Consider the following 20,944-nt stretch of genomic DNA (forward strand, 5'->3'; position numbering starts at 1 on the left):
AAACCGGCAGCCCGCATCACTGCCCCACGGCGCTGGGCCTCTGCACTATTTCCCGACCTCGATCTGCGGCCGCCCCACCGCCTGCCACCCAACCACGGCGGCCCACACACGACGCCACGCTACAATGTGTGCTGATTGCGCCGCGCGCACCGCGCGGCCTGCCTTTGCCTCTTTCATGACACCAAAGCCTTCTTCGCGTTCTGCTTCTCCGTTGGCGCGTCCGCGCGAATCCCGGTTGTCGATGCTGCATCTCGCGCCCGAGTCGCTGGGTTTCGCGCTCGACTGTGCCGGACAGGCGGTCGGCGCCGTGCGTCTCGGCGCGGCTCTGCCGGCCGCGCTGCAAGCCGTCTTCGTGCCCGCGCCTGAGGGCAGCGCCGCAGCCGCGCGCGGCGCGGTGCAGGACATCGCCTATCGCACGATGCGGCGTCTCGCGACCGTCGAATGGCTGATCGCGAAGCTGGTGAAGAAAGCGCCGCCGCCGCACGTCGGTCATGTGCTCGCCTGCTCGCTCGCGTTGCTGGTCGACGATGAAGCGAACGCCGCCTACGCGCCATTCACGGTGGTCGATCAGGCGGTAAGCGCCATCGGCGCGCGTCGCGAATTCGCATTCGCGAAGGGCCTGGTCAACGCGGTGTTGCGAAATTTCCTGCGTGAGCGCGAGACTTTGCTGAATGCCGCGCAAGCCGACGAAGTCGCGCGCTGGAATTATCCGGCGTGGTGGATCGACGCGGTCAAACGCGCATGGCCCGACACATGGCAAGCGGTGCTCGCGGCCGGCACCACGCAAGGTCCGCTCACGTTGCGCGTGAACGCGCGCCGCTCGACGGTCGACGCCTACCTGCAAGTGCTGCAGAACCATCACATTGCCGCGAGCCGGGCCGGCGACTACGCGGTCAAGCTCGACACGCCGATGCCGGTGGACCGCATCCCCGGTTTCAACGACGGCGTGGTCTCGGTGCAGGACGCCGGTGCGCAACTGGCCGCGCAACTGCTCGGCGTGCGTGACGGCATGCGCGTGCTCGACGCGTGCGCGGCGCCCGGCGGCAAGACCGGCCATCTGCTCGAACTCGCGAATCTGCAACTCGTGGCGCTCGAAAGCGATGCGTCGCGCGCGCGCCGCATCGGCGAAAACCTGCAGCGGCTCAAGCTCGAAGCGGAAGTGCGTATCGGCGACGCGGGCGCGCCCGCCAAATGGCACGACGACATCGATCAACCGTTCGACCGTATCCTCGCCGACGTGCCGTGTTCGGCGTCGGGCATCGTGCGGCGTCATCCGGACATTCGCTGGCTGCGCCGCGCGTCCGACATTCCCGCGCTGGTCGCCGAACAGCGCCGCATTCTCGATGCGCTCTGGCCGCTCGTGAAGTCAGGCGGCGAGTTGCTCTACGTTACGTGTTCGATCTTTCCCGAAGAGGGCGAGTTGCAGGCGCAGTGGTTTGGAGACAAGCATCAGGATGCGGTACGATTGGACGCGCCGGGGCAACTGTTACCCTCAGTTGCCCGCGCGCCCGCCGATACCTCGGCCGGTTCCGATGCCGGACAACCCGCTGAAGACAGCGCCGGTGCGAACTCAGACCACGACGGATTTTTCTACGCGCGCTTTCAGAAACGGTGACCATCAAACGCTTCTTCCCGCTTCGGCTCGCTGCCGTGCTCTGGATTGCGCTGGCCGTATGGCTGACGGCGCCGGGCGTGGCGCACGCCGACTCGATCGCGGTGCAGCGGGCGTCGCTGCAAGCCGACAACACTGGCTGGAGTCTCGACGCGCGTTTCGACTTCGACCTCAACAGCAATCTCGAAGACGCAGTCAACAAAGGCATTCCGCTTTATTTCACGACCGACTTCGAATTGAGCCGGCCGCGCTGGTACTGGTTCGACGAGCAGCCGGTGAGCGTGTCGCAGAGCATCCGCCTGTCGTTCCAGCCGTTGACGCGCGAGTACCGCGTGTCGAGCGTGTCGTCGGGCGGGTTGCAGCTTGCGTTCAGCACGCTCAAGGATGCGCTCGCGGTGATCAAGCACGTCACATCATGGCATGTGATCGAGCGCAATCAGGTGCGCGTCGGCGAGACCTACACCGCGTCTGTGCGCATGCAACTCGACATCGCGTTGATGCCCAAGCCGTTCCAGATCGACGCGGTCAACAACCGCGACTGGAACCTCGCTTCCGAATGGAAGCGCTTCACTTTCACGGCGACCGAACGTGCTAAATAAAGTGCGCTCAACCACCAGCGTCACCAGCATCGTCGTGCGCGTGCTGGTGTCGACGGTCGCCGTGACGGCCGTGTTGCTGCTCGTGCTGCTGGCCGCGGCGAGCGCGAATACCGAATTCTTCGACCGCTATTACCAGTGGCTGTACGGCGCGAACGTCGCGGTCGCGATGATCTTTCTGCTGGTGGTGGCGACCCTCATCATCATCATCATCGCGCGGCTGCGCAAGGGTAAGTTCGGCACGCGATTGCTGGCGAAGCTCGCGTTTTTTATGGCGCTGGTCGGTGTCGTGCCAGGTGGGATCATCTACGTGGTCTCATATCAGTTCGTGTCGCGCAGTATCGAATCGTGGTTCGACGTGAACGTCGAAACGGCGCTCACGGCCGGTCTGAATCTCGGGCGTGGCATGCTCGACGCGTCGCTGTCCGATCTGCAGACCAAGGGGCGCCTGATGTCCGAGCAGATCGCCAGCGCGGACGCCGCCGGCACCACGCTCACGCTGCTGCGTCTGCGCGATCAGTTCGGCGTGCAGGACGCGATCATCATCGAGCCCACGCGCAGCATGTCGGGCGCGACACCCGAAATGCACGTGGTCGCGCAGGCCTCCGGCAATTACGCGATGCTCGTGCCGAACGACCTGCCCACGCCGCTGATGATCGACCAGGCGCGCGGCCGCGGCTATGCGGCGATCGAAGGCGAAGTGGACGGCGATCCGCACGCGCATGGCAGCAAGGGCGCGCTGCGGCTGCGCGTCGTGCAGCGCATCCCCGACTCGAATGCTTCGCTGCTGCAGCCCGCCGAACGCTTCCTGCAACTCACGCAGCCGGTGTCGCCCTCGCTCGCGCGCAATGCGGACGCGGTGCAGCGCGCGTATCGCGAGTACCAGGAAAAGGCGCTCGGCCGCACGGGCTTGCGCAAGATGTACATCGGCACGCTCACGCTCGCGCTGTTCCTCGCCACTTTCATCGCGATGATGCTGGCGCTCGCGCTTGGCAATCAACTCGCGCGGCCGCTGTTCCTGCTCGCGCAAGGCACGAAGGAAATCACCGAGGGCGACTACACGCCGAAGCGCGAAATCAAATCGCGCGACGAACTGGGCTTCCTCACGCAGTCGTTCAATGCGATGACGCGGCAACTGTCCGAAGCGCGCGCGGCGGTCGAGAACAACCGCATCGCGCTTGAACACTCGAAGGCGTATCTGGAAAGCATCCTCGCGAATCTGACCGCGGGCGTGTTCGTGTTCGACCGGCAGTTCAGGCTCACCACCGCAAATCGCGGCGCCGAGCGCATTTTCCGGCAGCCGTTCCAGACCGTGCTCGGTTCGTCGCTCGATCAGATCGGCGCGCTGAGCGAGTTCGGCGGGATGGTGCGCAAGGCGTTTGCCGATCGCGAAGCGGCGAGTGGCGACGGTCACGACGATCGCGGTCACTGGCAGCAGCAGTTCTCGATTCAGGTGCAGGGCGAAACCGAACCGCTCACGCTGCTCGTGCGCGGCGCGCGCCTCGTGTCGGCAACCGACCGCGATGCCGAAGACATGCAGACCTCCGGCTACGTCGTCGTGTTCGACGATATCTCCGACGTGATCTCCGCGCAGCGTTCGATTGCATGGGGTGAAGTCGCGCGGCGGCTCGCGCATGAGATCAAGAATCCGCTCACGCCGATCCAGCTTTCCGCCGAGCGTTTGCAGATGAAGCTCGCCGACAAGCTGTCGCCGTCGGACGCCGACGTGTTGAAGCGCGGCGCGACGACGATCGTGAACCAGGTCGCCGCGATGAAGCAGATGGTCGACAATTTCCGCGACTACGCACGCACGCCTCCCGCCGTGCTCGCGCATTTGCAATTGAACGATCTGGTCAGCGAGGTGCTCACGCTGTACGGTATCGAGGAAGGCAAGGGCGCGATCCGGGTGGAACTCGCCACATTGCCGGCGATTCGCGGCGACGCGACGCAATTGCGTCAGGTCATTCACAACCTGCTGCAGAACGCGCAGGATGCGGTAGCCGATGTCGAGCATCCGCGTGTGTTGCTCGAGACGAGGACAGTAGAATACGGAGACCCCGACACGGAAGGCAAAGTACGTGTCGCGGTGCGTCTGACCGTGTCGGATAACGGACCGGGGTTCCCCGCGCGCATCCTCACACGCGCATTCGAACCTTATGTGACGACCAAGGCCAAAGGTACGGGTCTGGGTCTTGCAATGGTCAAGAAGATCGTCGACGAGCATGGCGCGCGCATCGACGTTCGCAACCGCATGAAAGCGGGCGACGTGATCGAAGGCGCGCAGATTTCGATCCTCTTCCTTCAACTGGCGGACGATGCCGCGGCACCTGGTACAGGGCCGCGGCCGGCGCACGGCAGCGGTGCGTCGCAGGGAAAGACAAAAGCAACAGTGCAGACAAGGGCAGCGTAAATGGCAACCATCCTGGTGGTAGATGATGAAATGGGCATCCGGGAATTGCTCTCGGAGATCCTGAGCGACGAGGGGCATGTCGTGGAGGCCGCTGAAAATGCGCAGGAAGCGCGCGAATTCCGTTTGCGTCAGGCGCCGGACCTCGTGCTGCTCGACATTTGGATGCCCGACACCGACGGCGTGACCTTGCTCAAGGAATGGGCCGCGCAAGGGCAATTGACGATGCCGGTCATCATGATGTCGGGCCATGCAACCATCGACACGGCGGTCGAGGCGACCAAGATCGGCGCGCTCAATTTTCTCGAGAAGCCGATTGCATTGCAGAAGCTGCTGAAGGCCGTCGAGCAGGGTCTCGCGCGCGGCAATTCGGCGAGTGCGCCCGGCGGCGCGGCGGCGAAGCCGGTGTTGCCGGTGAGCGCGTCGGCGGTGGCGTCGGCGGCCGCGTTACCGATGCTGTCCACCGACGGCATGGGCAGCGGCGCGCTGGCTGCGCAAACGGCATCGATCTCGTTCGACATTCCGCTACGCGATGCGCGCGACGCGTTCGAGCGCGCGTACTTCGAATATCACCTCGCGCGTGAGAACGGCAGCATGACGCGCGTCGCGGAGAAGACCGGCCTTGAACGCACGCACCTGTATCGCAAGCTCAAGCAGCTCGGCGTCGATCTCGGCAAGAACAAAGGGGAGTGACGACGTGTGTGAGCGCGTTGCTCCCGCCTCGACAGATTTTTTCACGAAGGGGCTTGTCAGACTGAAGACCCCTTGATATCATTTCGTTCTTCGTTGGCCCGGTAGCTCAGTTGGTAGAGCAGCGGATTGAAAATCCGCGTGTCGATGGTTCGATTCCGTCCCAGGCCACCAGGATTCAGCCCCAGGAAATCGCAAGATTCCTGGGGCTTTTCCTTTTCTGACGGGCATTCGTGGCTTCGGCTTGCTCGCACGATGCGCGAGGGCGCGCTCGGCGGCATTCGGCGTCGCGTGATAAAATCGCGCCGGTTCAAGGACTTGCGCGCAAGTGTGTCATCCGATTCGCGCCTGGATGCCACGCGGCACCGGCCGCCATCCGCACCGAACCCTTCGCCCGACGATTAACGGTATAAGCGCCCAGCGACTCTGCCCGCAGAAGGCGCGGCCTATACTGCTTTGGGCCGGCAGCAGTGCCGGCACGCGTCGCACCGCGTTGCTCGCATGGCGCACCTCGCGCAGCGCGACGCGGCACTCATCATTCACGGAGTTTCACGGTGATCCGCAAAGACGCCAAGCGTAGCGCTCTCGTGCTGTTTTCCGGCGGCCAGGATTCCGCCACGTGCCTCGCCTGGGCGCTCGATCGTTATGAAACGGTCGAAACGCTCGGCTTCGATTACGGTCAGCGACACCGCGTCGAACTCGAATGCCGCGAAGGATTCCGTCAGGCTGTCACGCGGTCGTTTCCTGCGTGGGCGGAGCGTCTCGGCGACGACCACATGATCGACCTGTCGGTGCTCGGCTCGATCAGCGATACCGCGATGACGCGCGAGATTGAGATCGAAGCCACGGCCAACGGTTTGCCGAACACGTTCGTGCCGGGCCGCAATCTGATGTTCATGACCATCGCGGCGGCGATTGCTTATCGGCGCGGTTTGCAGGTGCTCGTCGGCGGAATGTGCGAGACGGACTTCTCGGGCTATCCCGATTGCCGCGACGACACGATGAAGGCGTTGCAGGTCGCGCTAAATCTCGGCATGGACACGCGCTTCCTGCTCGAAACGCCGCTAATGTGGCTCGACAAGGCCGACACGTGGCGTCTCGCGCACGAGCTGGGCGGCGACGCGCTGGTCGAACTGGTGCGCGTCGAAACGCACACCTGCTACGTCGGCGAACGTGCGGAGTTGCATGCGTGGGGTTTCGGCTGCGGCGAATGCCCGGCGTGCCGCTTGCGCAAGCGCGGCTACGAAGCATACCTGGCCGGCGAAAAAGTCACCGAGCCGCCGCTCTGACATCCGGCGCACGGCGCAACAACGCACGGCGAATCGCACGGAAAAGCAGCGCCATGCAGGCCATCATTTTCAGGAACACAAGGCAGAAAGCAGCATGACTTACGCGGTCAAGGAAATCTTCTACACGTTGCAGGGCGAAGGCGCGAATGCCGGGCGTCCGGCCGTGTTCTGCCGGTTCGCCGGCTGCAATCTGTGGTCGGGCCGCGAAGAAGATCGTGCGGAGGCCGTGTGCCGCTTCTGCGATACCGATTTCGTCGGCACCGATGGCGAGAACGGCGGCAAGTACCGCAGCGCCGAAGAACTGGTGCAGATGATCGCGTCGCAATGGCCGCAAGGCGAGGGCGAGCGCTTCGTGGTCTGCACGGGCGGCGAGCCGATGCTGCAGATCGATCAGCCGCTGGTCGATGCGCTGCACGCCGCGGGCTTTGAAATCGCGATCGAGACCAACGGCTCGCTGCCGGTGCTCGACACGATCGACTGGATCTGCGTGAGCCCGAAGGCCGACGCGCCACTCGTCGTGACCAAAGGCAACGAACTGAAGGTCGTGTTTCCGCAGGACAACCAGCGGCTGTCCGACTATGCGAAGCTCGACTTCGAGTATTTCCTCGTCCAGCCGATGGACGGCCCGTCGCGCGACATCAACACGAAGCTCGCGATCGACTGGTGCAAACGCCATCCGCAATGGCGCCTGTCGATGCAGACCCACAAGTACCTGAACATTCCCTGATTTGCCGTGCTGACGATTACACGAAAACTCGAATTCGACGCGGGTCACCGCATCCCCGATCACCGCAGCCAGTGCCGCAATCTGCACGGCCATCGCTATGTGCTCGAAATCACGCTGCAAGGCGATCTGGTCGACACCGAGGGCGCGCCCGATCGCGGCATGGTGATGGACTTCGCCGACGTGAAGTCGCTCGCGAATGAGCATCTGGTCGACAAGTGGGATCACGCATTCCTCGTCTACGAAGGCGACACGCAGGTGCGCGGCTTTCTGGAAAGCATGACGGGCCACAAGACGGTGGTGCTCGACCGCATCCCGACGGTAGAAAATCTCGCCGCCGTCGCGTTCGATATTCTCGCGAACGTGTACGACGCGCACTACGGCGTGAATCTGCGTCTGCACAAAGTGCGTCTGTACGAGACGCCGAATTGCTGGGCCGACGTGGTCCGCGATTAAACCGCGGGTTCTGCCGCGCGCCGCATAGAAAGCCCGCTTCGGCGACGGCCCCACCGCCGCGTTATTGACACGGTATGATCGCTCCGATAACCACACGGAGCGAGACATGCCGGTCACCGCATTGCGTCGCAGCAGCTTTCCAGGCCGACACGGCCTGCGCCTTGGTCCTTACCTGATTCCTTGCTCGGCCCACGAGGCCAGCCCGTTTTCCCGCACTGCAGGCGAGGTGTTCGGTCATCGCCAGGGAGTGCGGCGATGAGCACCTTCACCAATCCCCTCAAGCAACGCCTGCGCGAAGCCGATCCGCTGTTCGGCCTATGGCTGTCGCTCGGCAGCGATGCCGCCGCCGAAGCGCTCGCGCACGCCGGTTTCGACTGGCTGCTGATCGACATGGAGCACGCGCCGAACGATAGCGTCGACGTCGCTTCGCAACTGCGCGCGATCGCCGCCGCGCATCTGCCGAGCGAGCCGGTGGTGCGCGTGCCCGCCAGCGAAGGTTGGCTCGTCAAGCGTGTGCTGGATGCCGGCGCGCGCACGTTGATGTTCCCGAACATCGAGTCCGCCGAGGACGCCGCCCACGCTGTGCGCCTTACGCAATATCCGACCGCCGAGGCGCTCGACGGTCAGCGCGGGGTCGCCGGCGTAGTGCGCGCGTCGGGCTACGGCATGCGGCGCGATTATGTGCAGACGGCTAACGCGCAGATCGCGACCATCGTGCAGATCGAGTCGGCGCGCGGCTTGCAGGAGGTCGAGAAGATCGCGGCGACGCCGGGCGTCGATTGCCTGTTTGTCGGACCGGCCGATCTGGCCGCGAGTCTCGGTCATCTCGGCGACTCGAAGCACGCGGACGTGCAAGCCGCGATGGCGCGCATCGTCAGCGCCGCCGACAAGGTCGGCATCGCAACTGGCATCTTCGCCATGGACGTCGCGAGCGCAAGGCAGCATCGCGACGCCGGTTTTCGTTTCATCGCGCTGGCCGCCGACGTCATGTGGATGTTGCGCGCGACCCGTCAGGCGTTGCAGGAGGTGAGGTCATGAAGGGCTGGGTGCAGGGTGTCGTCGTGCGGGCGGCGCTCACGGCGGCGGTGCTGGCGAGCATGGTGGCGAATGGCGCGGCCCATGCGCAGGACCGCGTCGCGAAGCCGAACGATCCGGAGACGCAAACCGCAGTGGCCGACTACAACGCCGGCAACCTCGGCGCGGCACTAGCCGAATTCCGTAAGGCCGCCGAGCGCGGCAGCCGGCTCGCCGAATTCAATTACGCGATGATGCTGCTCAACGGCGAAGGCACAGCGGTCAATGTCGACGAAGGCAAGAAGTGGCTGCGCAAGGCCGCCGACGCCAACATGTCGCACGCGCAATACGTGTACGGCAAGATGTATGACGATGGCGAGTTCGTCGGGCGTGATCCGGTCGAGGCGCACCGCTGGTTCCTGAAGGCAGCGGAGCAGGGCCACGTGCAGGCGGAACTCGCGCTGGCCAACCAGTTCCTCGACGGACGCGGCACCGAGCGCGACAACAAGCAGGCGTTCGTCTGGTACAAGAAGGCGGCGCAGGGCGGCGATATGACCGCGCAATACGTGACCGGTTCGTTCTATGAGCGCGGCGGCGACGGCGTCGACAAGAATCTGAACGTCGCGCGCGCCTACTATGCGGCTGCGGCGGCGCAAGGCGATCCGGCGGCGCGTCTGAAGTATCAGCAACTCAGCGCGCAGTTGCGGGATCAGAAGGAAGTGAAGCCGCAGTAAATGAAAAAGGGGCGCTCCCGTGAACGGTGCGCCCCTTTCTGCATTTTGCTTCTTCGTTTGCCTGCCTACTCGAGTCTGTTCACTCAAGCCCGGCTTCGATTTCGGCGATTGCCGCGCGCCGATCGTACGCCGCGCTAGCTCTGCATCAACCGCTTCTGCCGCGCGACGCTCATGATGAGGCCGATCGCAACCCCCAGCGTCGTCAGCGCAGTGCCGCCGTAGCTCATGAACGGCAACGGCACGCCGACCACCGGCAAGATCCCGCTCACCATGCCGATATTGACGAACGCGTAAGTGAAGAACGCCATCGTCAGCGATCCGGCCAGCAGCCGCCCGAACAGCGTCGCGCCGTTCGCCGCGATGTACAGCCCGCGTGCGATCAGCAGCATGTAGAGCGTAAGCAGCACGATCCCGCCGGCGAGGCCGAACTCCTCGGAGAACACCGCGAAGATGAAGTCGGTGTGCTTCTCGGGGATGAACTCCAGATGCGCCTGCGTGCCCTTCAACCAACCCTTCCCGAGCGGGCCGCCAGAGCCGATCGCGATGACCGCCTGAATCGTGTGGAAGCCCTTGCCGAGCGGATCGGACGTCGGATCGAGCAGCGTGCAGATGCGGTGCTTCTGATAGTCGTGCATCAGCGGCCATTGCACTTCGGGCTGACAGATCTTGTCCTGAAACGCCGCAATCGAGCCGACCGCGATCACACCCGCAATCAGCACCGGCACGATCAGCTTGAAACTCAGGCCCGCGAAGTAGATCACGAAGAGGCCGGCCGCGAACACCAGCACGGCTGTCCCCAGGTCGGGCTGCTTGGCGATCAGGCCGACCGGCACCGCGAGGATCAGCAGGCCGACCAGATAGTCGTACCAGCGCATTACGCCTTCGCGTCGCTGGTAGTACCAGGCGAGCATCAGCGGGGTGGCGATTTTCAGAATCTCCGACGGCTGGATCACCACGCCGACGTTGATCCAACGCTTCGCGCCCTTGCGTGTGAGGCCGAACAGCGCCACCGCGATCAGTAGCGCGATTCCGAATGTGTAGAGCGGAACCGCGAAGCGCATCAGCGTGGTGGGCGGCACATTGGCGAGTCCCCACATCAGCACGAACGTCAGCAGGATGTTCCGCAACTGATCTTCCACACGACCGGGGACGTCCAGACTCGCGCTGTACAGCGTGACGATGCCGACGCACAGCAGCAGAAACACGATCAGTGCGAGCGGGCGGTCGAAGCCCGCGAACATCCGCTTGATGCGGTCGAGCCAGGCGCGCTTGTCGATTTGCATGCCTTTCTCCTTACTCGTCGATGCCGCCGGTCACCGGCTGGCGTGGCGACGTGGCCTGAATGTCGTCGTCGCGCGACGGGGCCGCGGCGGTTGGCGCGGATTCGCTGGCCGGACGAGGTTTATGCGGCGCGCCGGATTTACGCGGCGCGGTTTTCTTTGCGGTGGCGGAGGCGGGCACTGCCGCTGATGCCGATGCGCCTGTGGCCACCACAGCGGAAGCTGCCGCCGGTGCGGACGCGGCGGTCGCAGCCGAAGCAGCCGCAGCCGCGGAAGCAGCCGCCGCCGCCGAAGCCGCGCCGGGCATCGGCAGCGCGGTGAAGCCCGCGGCGATCTTGACCGGCTGCGCGCCTTCGGCCGGCGCCGGTGCGTCGCCGACCTGAGGTGCGGACGCGTCCTGAGTCGCCGACGCCGCCGCCGCGATGGCCGCAGCAGCAGCGCCCGGCTTGTTCTTGCCGACGAGGTAATAGTCGAGCACCTTGCGAGCAATCGGGCCTGCCGACTCCGCACCCCAGCCGCCGTTTTCGACGATCAGCGCGAGCGCGATCTTCGGCTGCTCGGCCGGAGCGAACGCGATGAACAGCGCGTGGTCGCGCAGATGCTCGGCGATCGCGTGACCCTTGTAGTTCGCGCCTTGCAGCGAGTAGACCTGCGCCGTCCCCGTCTTGCCGGCCGCCTGGTACGGCGCGCCGATGAACAGTTTGGATGCCGTACCGTTGGTCACGACGCCCATCATCGCGCGCTTGATGATGTCGATGTCCGACTGCTTCACCGCGATCTTGTCGCTCGGATCGCGCACGACCGCGCGGGTGTCCTTGGTAATGGGATTTTCGATGTCGCGCACGAGGTGCGGTTTCATCACGACACCGTTGTTCGCGAGCGTCGCGGTGGCGTGAGCAAGCTGCAGAATGGTGAACGAGTTGTAGCCCTGGCCGATGCCGAGACTGATCGTTTCGCCTTCATACCAGCGCTGCTGCTCGGGCCTGCGGTACGCCTTGCGCTTCCAGTCCGTGGACGGCAGGATGCCCTTCGCCTCGCCCGAGATATCGATGCCGGTGATCTGGCCGAAGCCCCACGGCTTCATGAAGTTGGCGATGTTGTTCACGCCGAGGTCGTGCGCGAGCATGTAGAAGTACGTGTCGTTCGACACCACGATTGCGCGGTTCATGTCGACCCAGCCCTGGCCTGAGCGCACGTCGTTGCGGAACGTGTGGCCGCCGAACGTGTACGAGCCCGGATCCTGGAAGCCCCAGCCCGGCGTGCGCTTGTGCAGCGTCAGCGCGGCGAGCGCCATGAACGGCTTGTAGGTCGAGCCCGGCGGATAGGTGCCGTGCAGCGGCCGGTTCAGAAGCGGATGGTCCGGCGAGTTATTCAGTTCGTCCCAGGTCTGCTGGTCGATGCCGTCGACGAACGAATTCGGATCGAAGCTCGGCGCCGACACGAACGCGAGCACGTCGCCGGTCGACGGTTCGATCGCGACGAGCGCGCCCCGGCGTCCGGCGAACGCCTGCTCGGCCACTTGCTGCAAGCCGATATCGAGCGACAGCACCAGGTTGTTGCCCGGCGTCGCCTGAGTGCGCGACAGCGTGCGCACCGGCCGGCCGCCGGCCGTCACTTCCACTTCCTCGAAACCGGTCTGACCGTGCAACTCGGTTTCGTAGCTCTGCTCGACGCCGATCTTGCCGATGTAGTCGGTGCCCTTGTAGTTGTTCGCGTCCAGACGCGGATCGTAGTGATCCGGATCGCTGTCGTTCTGGTCGCTCGCGTCGTCGATGCGGTCCTGGTCGCGCTGGGAAATCCGGCCGATGTAGCCGATCACGTGCGCCGCGGTCGGCCCGAGCGGGTATTGGCGGAACAGCCGCGCGCGCACTTCGACGCCGGGAAAACGGAAGCGCTGGGCGGTGAAGCGCGCGACTTCATCGTCGGTCAGGCGGGTGCGGATCGGCAGGCTTTCGAAGTTCTTCGAATCTTCCTGCAGCTTTTTGAAGCGGCGGCGATCGCGTGCGTCGATCGACACGACCGTGGCCAGATTGTCGATCACGTTTTCGAGCGAGTCGTTCAGCTTCGACGGCGTGATTTCGAGCGTGTAGGCGGAGTAGTTCTTCGCGAGCACCACGCCGTTGCGATCGGTGATGATGCCGCGGTTCGGCACGATCGGCGCGACGGAGATGCGGTTTTCATCGGCCTGCAGCGAGTACTTGCTGTAGTGCCAGACCTGCAGGAACAGGAAACGGAAGCCGATCAGCCCGAAGCAGACGAACACGAACAGGCCCGCCGCCGCGACGCGCAGGCGGAATTTCGAGAGCTGTTGCTGGGTGTCCTTGAATTCGGTCATGCGATTCTGCAAAAGGCCGGACAACGGCCATCATGAGTGTGCGCCCGATCCGGCCGGAACCGGAAGGCATGAACAGCGATGCGCGTCGGGCGGGCCGGGCGGATGAGTTCCATCAGAACGGAACGGCCGGCGAGCCCGATGCGGGATCAAATGGGCCGCGTATCGTCCGGATCGGCCGGGCGGCGTTGCGGCATCAACAACAGCACGCTGGCGATGGGCCACAGCGCGGCTTCGACGAAACCGTCGATCAGGTAACCCCAGCCCGGAAATGCCGCGCCCGCGAGGAGCCGGATCAGGAACGGCACCAGTTGCGCGGCGACCAGCAGGGGCATCACCGCGAAAGTCTGCACGCCGAGCGACATCCACAGCACGCGGCGGTGGATCGTGATCGCACCATACGACAACAGCGTGTACGCCAGCGCGTGCTCGCCGAGCAGGCTGGCGTTGTGAACGTCCATCAGCAAGCCAAGGAAAAACGCGATGCCCATGCCGACTTTGCGCGGCTGGTGCACGTTCCAGAACAGCAGCACGAGCGCGACGAAGTCAGGCACGCCGACGAGACGCCCCCACGGCATCAGGTTCAGCAGGAACGCCGCGGCGAGGCTGAACGCGATGAAGTACGGATTGACCGGCTGCAGAATGTATTGCGGTCGGTTCATGGCTTGGCCCCCGGTGCGGCTTGCGGCTTCGCGTTCTTGTCGGCGGCCGGTTTTTTCTCGGCGGCGGACTTCTTCTCAGCGGCGGCCGGCTTGGCCGGGGCTTTGTCGGCGGGCTTCGCGGCGGGTTTTTCGGCCGCGGTCTTGTCGCCCGTGGCCTTTTCACCCGGCCTGGCGGCGGATTTATCCGCCGGGCCCTTGCCGTCCGCCGGCTTGCCGCCCTTTTTCTTCGCTTCCTTCGCGGTGGTGGCCGCGTCCGGTTCTTCGGGCGGACGCGCCGGCACATCGTTCACGTAGTGCAGCACCAGCAACTGACGCGCGCCGCGCACCGGTGCGACCGGCACGCAGACCACGCGCGCGAAAGCCGTGTCCGCCTGCTTGTCGACCCGCATGACCTTGGCGACCGGCAGTCCCGGCGGATACACGCCGTCGAGTCCGCTGGTGACGAGTTCGTCGCCGGTTTGCACGTCGGCGCTGATCGGCACGAAACGCAGGTCGAGCGTGTCGCCCTTCGGCGTGCCGTAGATCACGCTGCGCAAGCCGGTCCGCACGATCTGCACGGGCACGGCCTGATCCTTGTCCGTGAGCAGCGTGACTTCGGCTTGCAGCGGGAATACGCGCGTCACCTGGCCGATTACACCGTCTTCGTTGACGACCGGCGAGCCGTTCTGGATGCCCTGCTGCGCGCCGCGCCCGATCACCACCTTCTGCGTGAACGGATCGCGCGTGTCGTACTGGATCTCGGCGGGCAGCGATTGCGTGGTTGCACGCTGCGACAGTTGCAGCAGCGAGCGCAAATGGGCGTTTTCGGCGGCGAGCTCGCCGGCCGTATTGGCCTGCTGCGAGAGCTGCAGGTCTTTGGTGCGCAGCTTGTCGTTTTCGCTGCGCAGCGTGGCGCTGGTCACGGCCAGATCGGCCGCGCCCATGAAGATGTCGCGCGGTACAAGCGCCGCGCGTTGCAACGGATAAAGACCCGCGCCGAGCACGCCGCGCACGATTTCGAGCGTCTGGAAGCGGGCGTCGGAGATCAGCAGGGCGAGCGCCAGCACGACGAAGAACAGCAGTCGTGCGAGTGCGGACGGGCCTTGCTTGAACAGGGGCGGCGGACTGTATTCCATGGTCGGCGCCGGGGGCGTGAACAGTTGGGTGAGACAGCGGCGCGCGACTAACGCGCGGTCAGCGCGCGGCAGCTGGTTGGGCCAGCCAACGGCAAACCGGCCCGCAAGGGGCCGTGTGCCAGATCCGCGCTACTGACATGGAGGGAGGCTCGCTTACTCGTACGAGAAGATGCTGCCGAGCTTGTCCATGCGTTCGAGCGCCATGCCCGAGCCGCGCACGACGCAGGTCAGCGGGTCTTCGGCGACGAGCACCGGCAGGCCGGTTTCTTCGGCGAGCAGGCGGTCCAGATCGCGCAGCAGTGCGCCACCGCCCGTGAGCATCATGCCGCGTTCGGCGATGTCCGCGCCCAGTTCCGGCGGCGTTTGTTCCAACGCGATCTTCACCGACGACACGATCTGGTTCAGCGGATCGGTGAGGGCTTCGAGGATTTCGTTGCTGGAGATCGTGAAGCTGCGCGGAATGCCTTCCGACAGATTGCGGCCCTTCACTTCCATTTCCTTGACTTCGGAGCCGGGGAATGCGGAGCCGATTTCCTTCTTGATGGCTTCGGCGGTTTGCTCGCCGATCAGCATGCCGTAGTTGCGGCGGATGTAGTTGACGATCGCTTCGTCGAACTTGTCGCCGCCCACGCGCACCGAACCCTTGTACACGATGCCGCCGAGCGAGATCACGCCGACTTCCGTCGTGCCGCCGCCGATGTCGACGACCATCGAGCCGGTGGCTTCCGATACCGGCAAGCCCGCGCCGATTGCGGCGGCCATCGGTTCTTCAATGAGATAAACCTGCGAAGCGCCCGCACCGTGCGCGGCTTCCTTGATCGCGCGACGCTCAACCTGGGTCGAACCGCACGGCACGCAGATGATGATGCGCGGCGACGGCGAGAACATACGCGATTCGTGAGCCGTCTTGATGAACTGCTTGATCATCTGTTCGGTGACGGTGAAGTCGGCGATCACACCGTCTTTCATCGGGCGGATCGCCTCGATGTTGCCCGGCACCTTGCCAAGCATCTGCTTGGCTTCCTTGCCGACTGCCTGGATGGTTTTCTTGCCGTTGGGACCGCCTTCCTGGCGGATCGAGACCACCGACGGTTCATCGAGGACGATTCCCTTGCCACGCATGTAGATGAGCGTGTTGGCGGTGCCGAGGTCAATCGCCAGATCGTTGGAGAAGTAGCTGCGCAAAAAACCGAACATTCAAAATCCTGTCTCGCTTGGGGCCGGGGGCCTCGCAACGTATGCGTAGGGCGGCGGCGGAAAAATAACAGCTTCAACCGGGCGGAAGCGGCGCCACAGGAACTTGAAGCTGCGAGGGAGTCTACCGGAGGCCGTTGCAAAGCCAGGGCGGAAAAATCCGAACGATCTTTGGGAATAGTTCAGAAAGGCCTTGGTAAGTCGGTCCGGGTTTGAATCGAACGCGTAATGATACCTTATAATTTTGGATGTTTTGAAGGAAACGGATGGCACTTTTTGCCACCGCCGACCCCTTTTTCGAGGTCGTCCTATTGCGTCGTAACCTGCTGTCGCAGCGTCGTTTTTTCCTTGCTGCGGCGGTCCACCACATTTTCCGGTGACTGCATGGCTCTGACCCTGACCGATGTTAAGCGCATCGCGCATCTCGCGCGGCTCGAACTGGCCGACGCCGACGCTGAGCACACGCGTGCTCAGCTCAACGATTTTTTCGGCCTTGTCGAGCAAATGCAGGCGGTCGATACCACCGGCATCGCCCCGCTTGCCCACCCGATCGAGCAGATCGAAGACGTCGCACTGCGTCTGCGTGACGACGCCGTGACCGAAACGGTCGAACGCGAAGCCTTCCAGCGCCCGGCGCCGGCCGTGCAGGACGGCCTGTACCTCGTGCCGAAGGTGATCGAGTAAGACCCGCGCAGCAAGCCCGGCGCGGCTCGCCAGCCCGCGGCATGCCGCCCGCTCCCGCAGCGCGCGCGTGTCCGCCGCCGGCTTCTTCGGCCCGGGCCGCCGGCGGGCAGCCGGACGCCTCCACGGCAGCGTGACCACGCTGCCGCGCTTTCCAGGATAAAACGCAATGTATGAAAAGAGTCTGACCGAACTGCGCGCCGCACTGACGGCCAAGGAATGCTCCGCCGTCGAACTCGCGCAGCTGTACCTGAAGCGGATCGACGCGGCCAATAGCCTGAACGCGTTCATCCAGGTCGATCAAGATTTGACGCTCGCGCAGGCGAAAGCCGCCGACGCGCTGCTCCACACCGGCCATGCCGGTCCGCTGGTCGGCCTGCCGATCGCGCACAAGGACGTGTTCGTCACCAAGGGCTGGCGCTCCACTGCCGGCTCGAAGATGCTGGCGAACTACGAAAGTCCGTTCGACGCCACCGTGGTCGCGCGTCTGCAGAACGCCGGCATGGTGTGCGTGGGCAAGACCAACATGGACGAGTTCGCGATGGGCTCGTCCAACGAGAATTCGTACTTCGGCCCGGTGCAGAATCCATGGGACCGCAAGTCGGTGCCCGGCGGTTCGTCGGGCGGCTCGGCGGCGGCGGTGGCCGCGCGGCTCGCGCCCGCCGCGACCGGCACCGACACGGGCGGCTCCATCCGTCAGCCGGCGTCGTTCTCGGGCATCACCGGCATCAAGCCGACGTACGGCCGCGTGTCGCGTTACGGGATGATCGCGTTCGCGTCATCGCTGGATCAGGGCGGCCCGATGGCGCAAAGCGCCGCGGATTGCGCGACGCTGCTCAACGCGATGGCCGGCTTCGATGAGCGCGATTCCACGAGCCTCGTGCGCGACGACGAAGATTACACGCGCTACCTCGGCAAGTCGTGGAAGGAAGACGGTGCGGACAAGCCGCTCGCCGGCCTGCGTATCGGCCTGCCGAAAGAGTACTTCGGCGCGGGTCTCGCCGACGACGTGCGTGCATCGATCGACGCCGCCCTGAAGCAATACGAAGCGCTCGGCGCCACGCTGGTCGACGTCTCTCTGCCGAAAACCGAACTGTCGATCCCGGTCTACTACGTGATCGCGCCGGCCGAGGCGTCGTCGAACCTGTCGCGTTTCGACGGCGTGCGCTTCGGCCATCGCGCTGCTGAGTACCGCGATCTGCTCGACATGTACAAGAAGTCCCGCGCCGAAGGCTTCGGCCCGGAAGTGAAGCGTCGCATCATGGTCGGCGCGTACGTGCTGTCGCACGGCTACTACGACGCGTACTACCTGCAGGCGCAAAAGATCCGCCGCATCATCGCGCAGGACTTCCAGGAAGCGTTCAAGCAGTGCGACGTGATCATGGGACCGGTGGCGCCGTCGGTGGCGTGGGACATCGGCGCGAAGGGCGACGATCCGGTGCAGATGTATCTGGCCGACATCTACACGCTGTCGGTGAGCCTCGCCGGCTTGCCCGGCATGAGCGTGCCGTGCGGTTTCGGCGCCGGCGCAAATGCGCAGCGTCCGGTGGGTCTGCAGATCATCGGCAACTATTTCAATGAAGCCCGGATGCTGCAAGTGGCCGACGCGTTCCAGCGCGCGACCGACTGGCATCGCAAAGCACCGGCAGGAGTGTGAGCACCATGGCCAAACAATGGGAAGTCGTGATCGGTCTGGAGACCCACGCGCAACTGTCGACTCAATCGAAAATTTTCTCGGGCGCCGCCACGCGATTCGGCGCGGCTCCGAACACGCAGGCTTGCCCCGTCGACCTCGCATTGCCGGGCACCTTGCCGGTGATGAATCGCGGCGCGGTGGAACGCGCGATCCAGTTCGGCCTCGCGATCGGCGCGACGGTGGCGCCGCGCAGCATCTTCGCGCGCAAGAATTATTTCTACCCGGATCTGCCGAAGGGCTATCAGATCAGCCAGTACGAAATTCCCGTCGTGCAAGGCGGCCAGGTGACGATTCAGGTGCCGGCCAATGAGAAGGCGGGCAAGGAAGCGTACGAGAAGGTCGTCAATCTCACGCGCGCTCACCTCGAAGAAGACGCGGGCAAGTCGCTGCACGAAGACTTCGCGGGCATGACCGGCATCGACCTGAATCGCGCCGGCACGCCGCTGCTCGAAATCGTCACCGAGCCGGAAATGCGCAGCGCGGCCGAAGCGGTCGCCTACGCGAAGACGTTGCATACGCTCGTCACGTGGCTCGGCATCTGCGACGGCAACATGCAGGAAGGCTCGTTCCGTTGCGACGCGAACGTGTCGGTGCGCCCGGTCGGTCAGGCGGAATTCGGCACGCGTGCCGAGATCAAGAACCTGAACTCGTTCCGCTTCCTCGAAGAAGCGATCCAGTACGAAGTGCGCCGTCAGATCGAGCTGATCGAAGACGGCGGCACGGTGGTGCAGGAAACGCGTCTGTACGATCCGGACAAACGCGAAACGCGCTCGATGCGCAGCAAGGAAGACGCGCACGATTACCGCTATTTCCCCGACCCCGATCTGATGCCGCTCGTGATCGACGCGGCTTGGGTCGAGCGCGTGAAGGGCGAGATGCCGGAACTGCCGGAAGCGATCCAGCAGCGTTTCGTGTCGCAATACGGCCTGACGCCGTACGACGCCAACGTGCTGACGTCGAGCAAGGCGATGGCCGCGTACTACGAAGCGGTGGTCGTCAAGGTCGGCCCGGCTCACGCGAAGGTCGCGGCGAACTGGCTGATGGGTGAGGTGTCGTCGCAACTGAATCGCGAAGGGCTGGAGATCGACGCGTCGCCGGTGTCGTCCGCGCAACTCGCGCTGCTGTTGCAACGCATTGCCGACGGCACGATCTCGAACAAGATCGCGAAGGAAATCTTCCTCGCGATCTGGGAAGAGAAGGCCACCGACGAAGCCGCCGCCGATCGCATCATCGAAGCGAAGGGCCTCAAGCAGATCTCGGATACCGGCGCGCTCGAAGCGATCATCGACGAAGTGCTCGCCGCGAACCAGAAGTCGGTCGAGGAATTCCGCGCCGGCAAGGAAAAGGCGTTCAACGCGCTGATCGGTCAGGCGATGAAGGCGACCAAGGGCAAGGCCAATCCGGCGCAGGTGAACGAACTGCTGAAGAAGAAGCTGTCCTGAGTTGAAGAAGCGCGGCCCGGGCGTTGCCGCTCGGATCATCACGGGCTGTTGCCGGAAACGAAAGTGGGGCAACGGCCCGTTTCATTTTGCGGGCCCGCCGGGAGCCGCATGAACGTACCGCTGAACGCAGATCACGGAGTGTGTGGATGGCCAAGCAACCCGAACTCGACGATTTCCGCGTGCCGTACTTCGACGGCGGCAAGAAAAACAGCAAGTTCTCGCTCGATGCTTTCGATCCCGCCGCGAAGCCATTTTCAACCGGCTCGAAGGACTCGGACCGCGTGCGTCTCTCGGCGATCGGCGCGGAGCTCGAAACCCTGCAGGAGTGCCTGCACGCGCAGCAGAAGCGTCGTGTGTTGCTGGTGTTGCAAGGCATGGACACGAGCGGCAAGGACGGCACGATCCGCGCGGTGTTTCACGACGTTGATCCGCTCGGTCTGCGCATCGTGCCGTTCAAGGCGCCGACGCCCGTCGAAGTCGCGCACGACTTCCTCTGGCGCGTGCATGCGCAGGCGCCGGCCGCCGGCGAACTGACGATCTTCAACCGCAGTCACTACGAAGATCTGCTGGTGCCCACCGTTCTCGGCGAACTGGATGCGCAGGCGTTCGAGCAACGCTGCCGTCACATTCGCGAGTTCGAGGAGATGCTTGCCGACAGCTGCACGACGATCATCAAATGCATGCTGCACATTTCGAAAGACGAGCAGCGCACGCGTTTGCAGGCGCGTATCGACGACCCGACCAAGCACTGGAAATTCGACCTCGCCGACCTCGACGCGCGCAAGCAGTGGGATGCGTATCAGTCGGCGTATCGCGACGCGCTGGCCGCGACGTCGACGGAATACGCGCCGTGGTACGTGATTCCGGCCGACTCGAAGACGCATCGCAACGTGATGGTCGCCGAGTTGCTGTTGCGCGCGCTGGAAGCGTTGAAGCTCGAATATCCGCCTCCCAAAGAATCGCTGAAGGGGATCAAGGTCGAATGAGACCGTTGCGCCCCTCGGCTCCAGAAACGAATCG

General features: G+C 64.5%; 18 protein-coding genes and 1 tRNA gene. 14 read left to right on the forward strand and 5 right to left on the reverse strand.

Annotated elements, in window-relative coordinates:
- Positions 1 to 175 precede the first annotated feature (175 nt).
- The 10 genes from rsmB to BGI01S_RS17865 all read left to right on the forward strand — a co-directional run bounded on the left by rsmB (position 176) and on the right by BGI01S_RS17865 (position 9,522).
- The gene (gene rsmB / locus BGI01S_RS17820; protein WP_042327284.1) at positions 176 to 1,615 is read left to right on the forward strand and encodes a 16S rRNA (cytosine(967)-C(5))-methyltransferase RsmB; all 1,440 of its coding nucleotides are present in this window, start codon (positions 176 to 178) and stop codon (positions 1,613 to 1,615) included.
- Positions 1,612 to 2,211 carry a DUF4390 domain-containing protein gene (locus tag BGI01S_RS17825; RefSeq protein ID WP_042327378.1) on the forward strand — a complete coding sequence of 200 codons (600 nt, stop codon included), beginning with the start codon at positions 1,612 to 1,614 and terminating at the stop codon, positions 2,209 to 2,211. Before rsmB ends, BGI01S_RS17825 begins: the two co-directional genes overlap by 4 nt.
- Positions 2,201 to 4,618 (forward strand): sensor histidine kinase, encoded by a 2,418-nt coding sequence (locus BGI01S_RS17830; RefSeq protein WP_042327285.1) that lies wholly within the window; start codon positions 2,201 to 2,203, stop codon positions 4,616 to 4,618. Before BGI01S_RS17825 ends, BGI01S_RS17830 begins: the two co-directional genes overlap by 11 nt.
- The gene (gene esaR / locus BGI01S_RS17835) at positions 4,619 to 5,308 is read left to right on the forward strand and encodes a response regulator transcription factor EsaR (RefSeq protein WP_042327286.1); all 690 of its coding nucleotides are present in this window, start codon (positions 4,619 to 4,621) and stop codon (positions 5,306 to 5,308) included.
- A 95-nt stretch (positions 5,309 to 5,403) separates the two neighbouring features.
- Positions 5,404 to 5,479, forward strand: a tRNA-Phe gene (locus tag BGI01S_RS17840).
- A gap of 380 nt (positions 5,480 to 5,859) precedes the next feature.
- Positions 5,860 to 6,594, forward strand: coding sequence for a 7-cyano-7-deazaguanine synthase QueC (gene queC, locus BGI01S_RS17845; protein ID WP_042327287.1), 735 nt, complete (start codon positions 5,860 to 5,862; stop codon positions 6,592 to 6,594).
- 94 nt (positions 6,595 to 6,688) lie between these two features.
- The gene (gene queE / locus BGI01S_RS17850) at positions 6,689 to 7,321 is read left to right on the forward strand and encodes a 7-carboxy-7-deazaguanine synthase (RefSeq protein ID WP_042327288.1); all 633 of its coding nucleotides are present in this window, start codon (positions 6,689 to 6,691) and stop codon (positions 7,319 to 7,321) included.
- 9 nt (positions 7,322 to 7,330) lie between these two features.
- Positions 7,331 to 7,774 carry a 6-carboxytetrahydropterin synthase QueD gene (gene queD, locus BGI01S_RS17855; protein WP_157004221.1) on the forward strand — a complete coding sequence of 148 codons (444 nt, stop codon included), beginning with the start codon at positions 7,331 to 7,333 and terminating at the stop codon, positions 7,772 to 7,774.
- A 255-nt stretch (positions 7,775 to 8,029) separates the two neighbouring features.
- Positions 8,030 to 8,812: an HpcH/HpaI aldolase family protein gene (locus BGI01S_RS17860; protein ID WP_042327290.1), complete on the forward strand. Its 783-nt coding sequence runs from the start codon at positions 8,030 to 8,032 to the stop codon at positions 8,810 to 8,812.
- The gene (locus BGI01S_RS17865) at positions 8,809 to 9,522 is read left to right on the forward strand and encodes a tetratricopeptide repeat protein (RefSeq protein ID WP_042327291.1); all 714 of its coding nucleotides are present in this window, start codon (positions 8,809 to 8,811) and stop codon (positions 9,520 to 9,522) included. The genes BGI01S_RS17860 and BGI01S_RS17865 overlap by 4 nt, the downstream gene beginning before the upstream one ends.
- A 134-nt stretch (positions 9,523 to 9,656) precedes the next feature.
- Here the strand turns inward: BGI01S_RS17865 and rodA are convergent, their stop codons facing one another.
- From rodA to BGI01S_RS17890, 5 genes are all read right to left on the reverse strand, one after another.
- Complete coding sequence (rodA, locus tag BGI01S_RS17870; protein ID WP_042327292.1) at positions 9,657 to 10,805, reverse strand: rod shape-determining protein RodA; 1,149 nt, start codon at positions 10,803 to 10,805, stop codon at positions 9,657 to 9,659.
- A gap of 10 nt (positions 10,806 to 10,815) precedes the next feature.
- A complete protein-coding gene (gene mrdA / locus BGI01S_RS17875) occupies positions 10,816 to 13,137 on the reverse strand; it encodes a penicillin-binding protein 2 (protein WP_042327293.1) in 2,322 nt (773 codons plus the stop codon).
- Positions 13,138 to 13,283: 146 nt separating this feature from the next.
- Positions 13,284 to 13,796 (reverse strand): rod shape-determining protein MreD, encoded by a 513-nt coding sequence (gene mreD / locus BGI01S_RS17880; protein WP_042327294.1) that lies wholly within the window; start codon positions 13,794 to 13,796, stop codon positions 13,284 to 13,286.
- Positions 13,793 to 14,911 carry a rod shape-determining protein MreC gene (gene mreC, locus BGI01S_RS17885; protein WP_042327295.1) on the reverse strand — a complete coding sequence of 373 codons (1,119 nt, stop codon included), beginning with the start codon at positions 14,909 to 14,911 and terminating at the stop codon, positions 13,793 to 13,795. Before mreC ends, mreD begins: the two co-directional genes overlap by 4 nt.
- Positions 14,912 to 15,064: 153 nt before the next feature.
- Positions 15,065 to 16,108, reverse strand: a complete 1,044-nt coding sequence (locus tag BGI01S_RS17890; protein WP_004189550.1) for a rod shape-determining protein — start codon at positions 16,106 to 16,108, stop codon at positions 15,065 to 15,067.
- Between the two features lie 381 nt (positions 16,109 to 16,489).
- On the opposite strand from BGI01S_RS17890, the gene gatC reads away from it, so the two are divergent.
- The 4 genes from gatC (at position 16,490) to BGI01S_RS17910 (ending at position 20,910) form a co-directional block, all read left to right on the forward strand.
- Positions 16,490 to 16,789 carry an Asp-tRNA(Asn)/Glu-tRNA(Gln) amidotransferase subunit GatC gene (gene gatC / locus BGI01S_RS17895; protein ID WP_018419087.1) on the forward strand — a complete coding sequence of 100 codons (300 nt, stop codon included), beginning with the start codon at positions 16,490 to 16,492 and terminating at the stop codon, positions 16,787 to 16,789.
- A 166-nt stretch (positions 16,790 to 16,955) separates the two neighbouring features.
- A complete protein-coding gene (gene gatA, locus BGI01S_RS17900) occupies positions 16,956 to 18,443 on the forward strand; it encodes an Asp-tRNA(Asn)/Glu-tRNA(Gln) amidotransferase subunit GatA (protein WP_042327296.1) in 1,488 nt (495 codons plus the stop codon).
- A 5-nt stretch (positions 18,444 to 18,448) separates the two neighbouring features.
- Positions 18,449 to 19,924 carry an Asp-tRNA(Asn)/Glu-tRNA(Gln) amidotransferase subunit GatB gene (gene gatB, locus BGI01S_RS17905; RefSeq protein WP_042327297.1) on the forward strand — a complete coding sequence of 492 codons (1,476 nt, stop codon included), beginning with the start codon at positions 18,449 to 18,451 and terminating at the stop codon, positions 19,922 to 19,924.
- 146 nt (positions 19,925 to 20,070) lie between these two features.
- Positions 20,071 to 20,910 (forward strand): PPK2 family polyphosphate kinase, encoded by an 840-nt coding sequence (locus BGI01S_RS17910; protein ID WP_042327298.1) that lies wholly within the window; start codon positions 20,071 to 20,073, stop codon positions 20,908 to 20,910.
- Positions 20,911 to 20,944 lie beyond the last annotated feature (34 nt).

The organism is Paraburkholderia ginsengisoli NBRC 100965, from assembly GCF_000739735.1.
GTDB classification, from domain to species: Bacteria; Pseudomonadota; Gammaproteobacteria; order Burkholderiales; family Burkholderiaceae; genus Paraburkholderia; species Paraburkholderia ginsengisoli.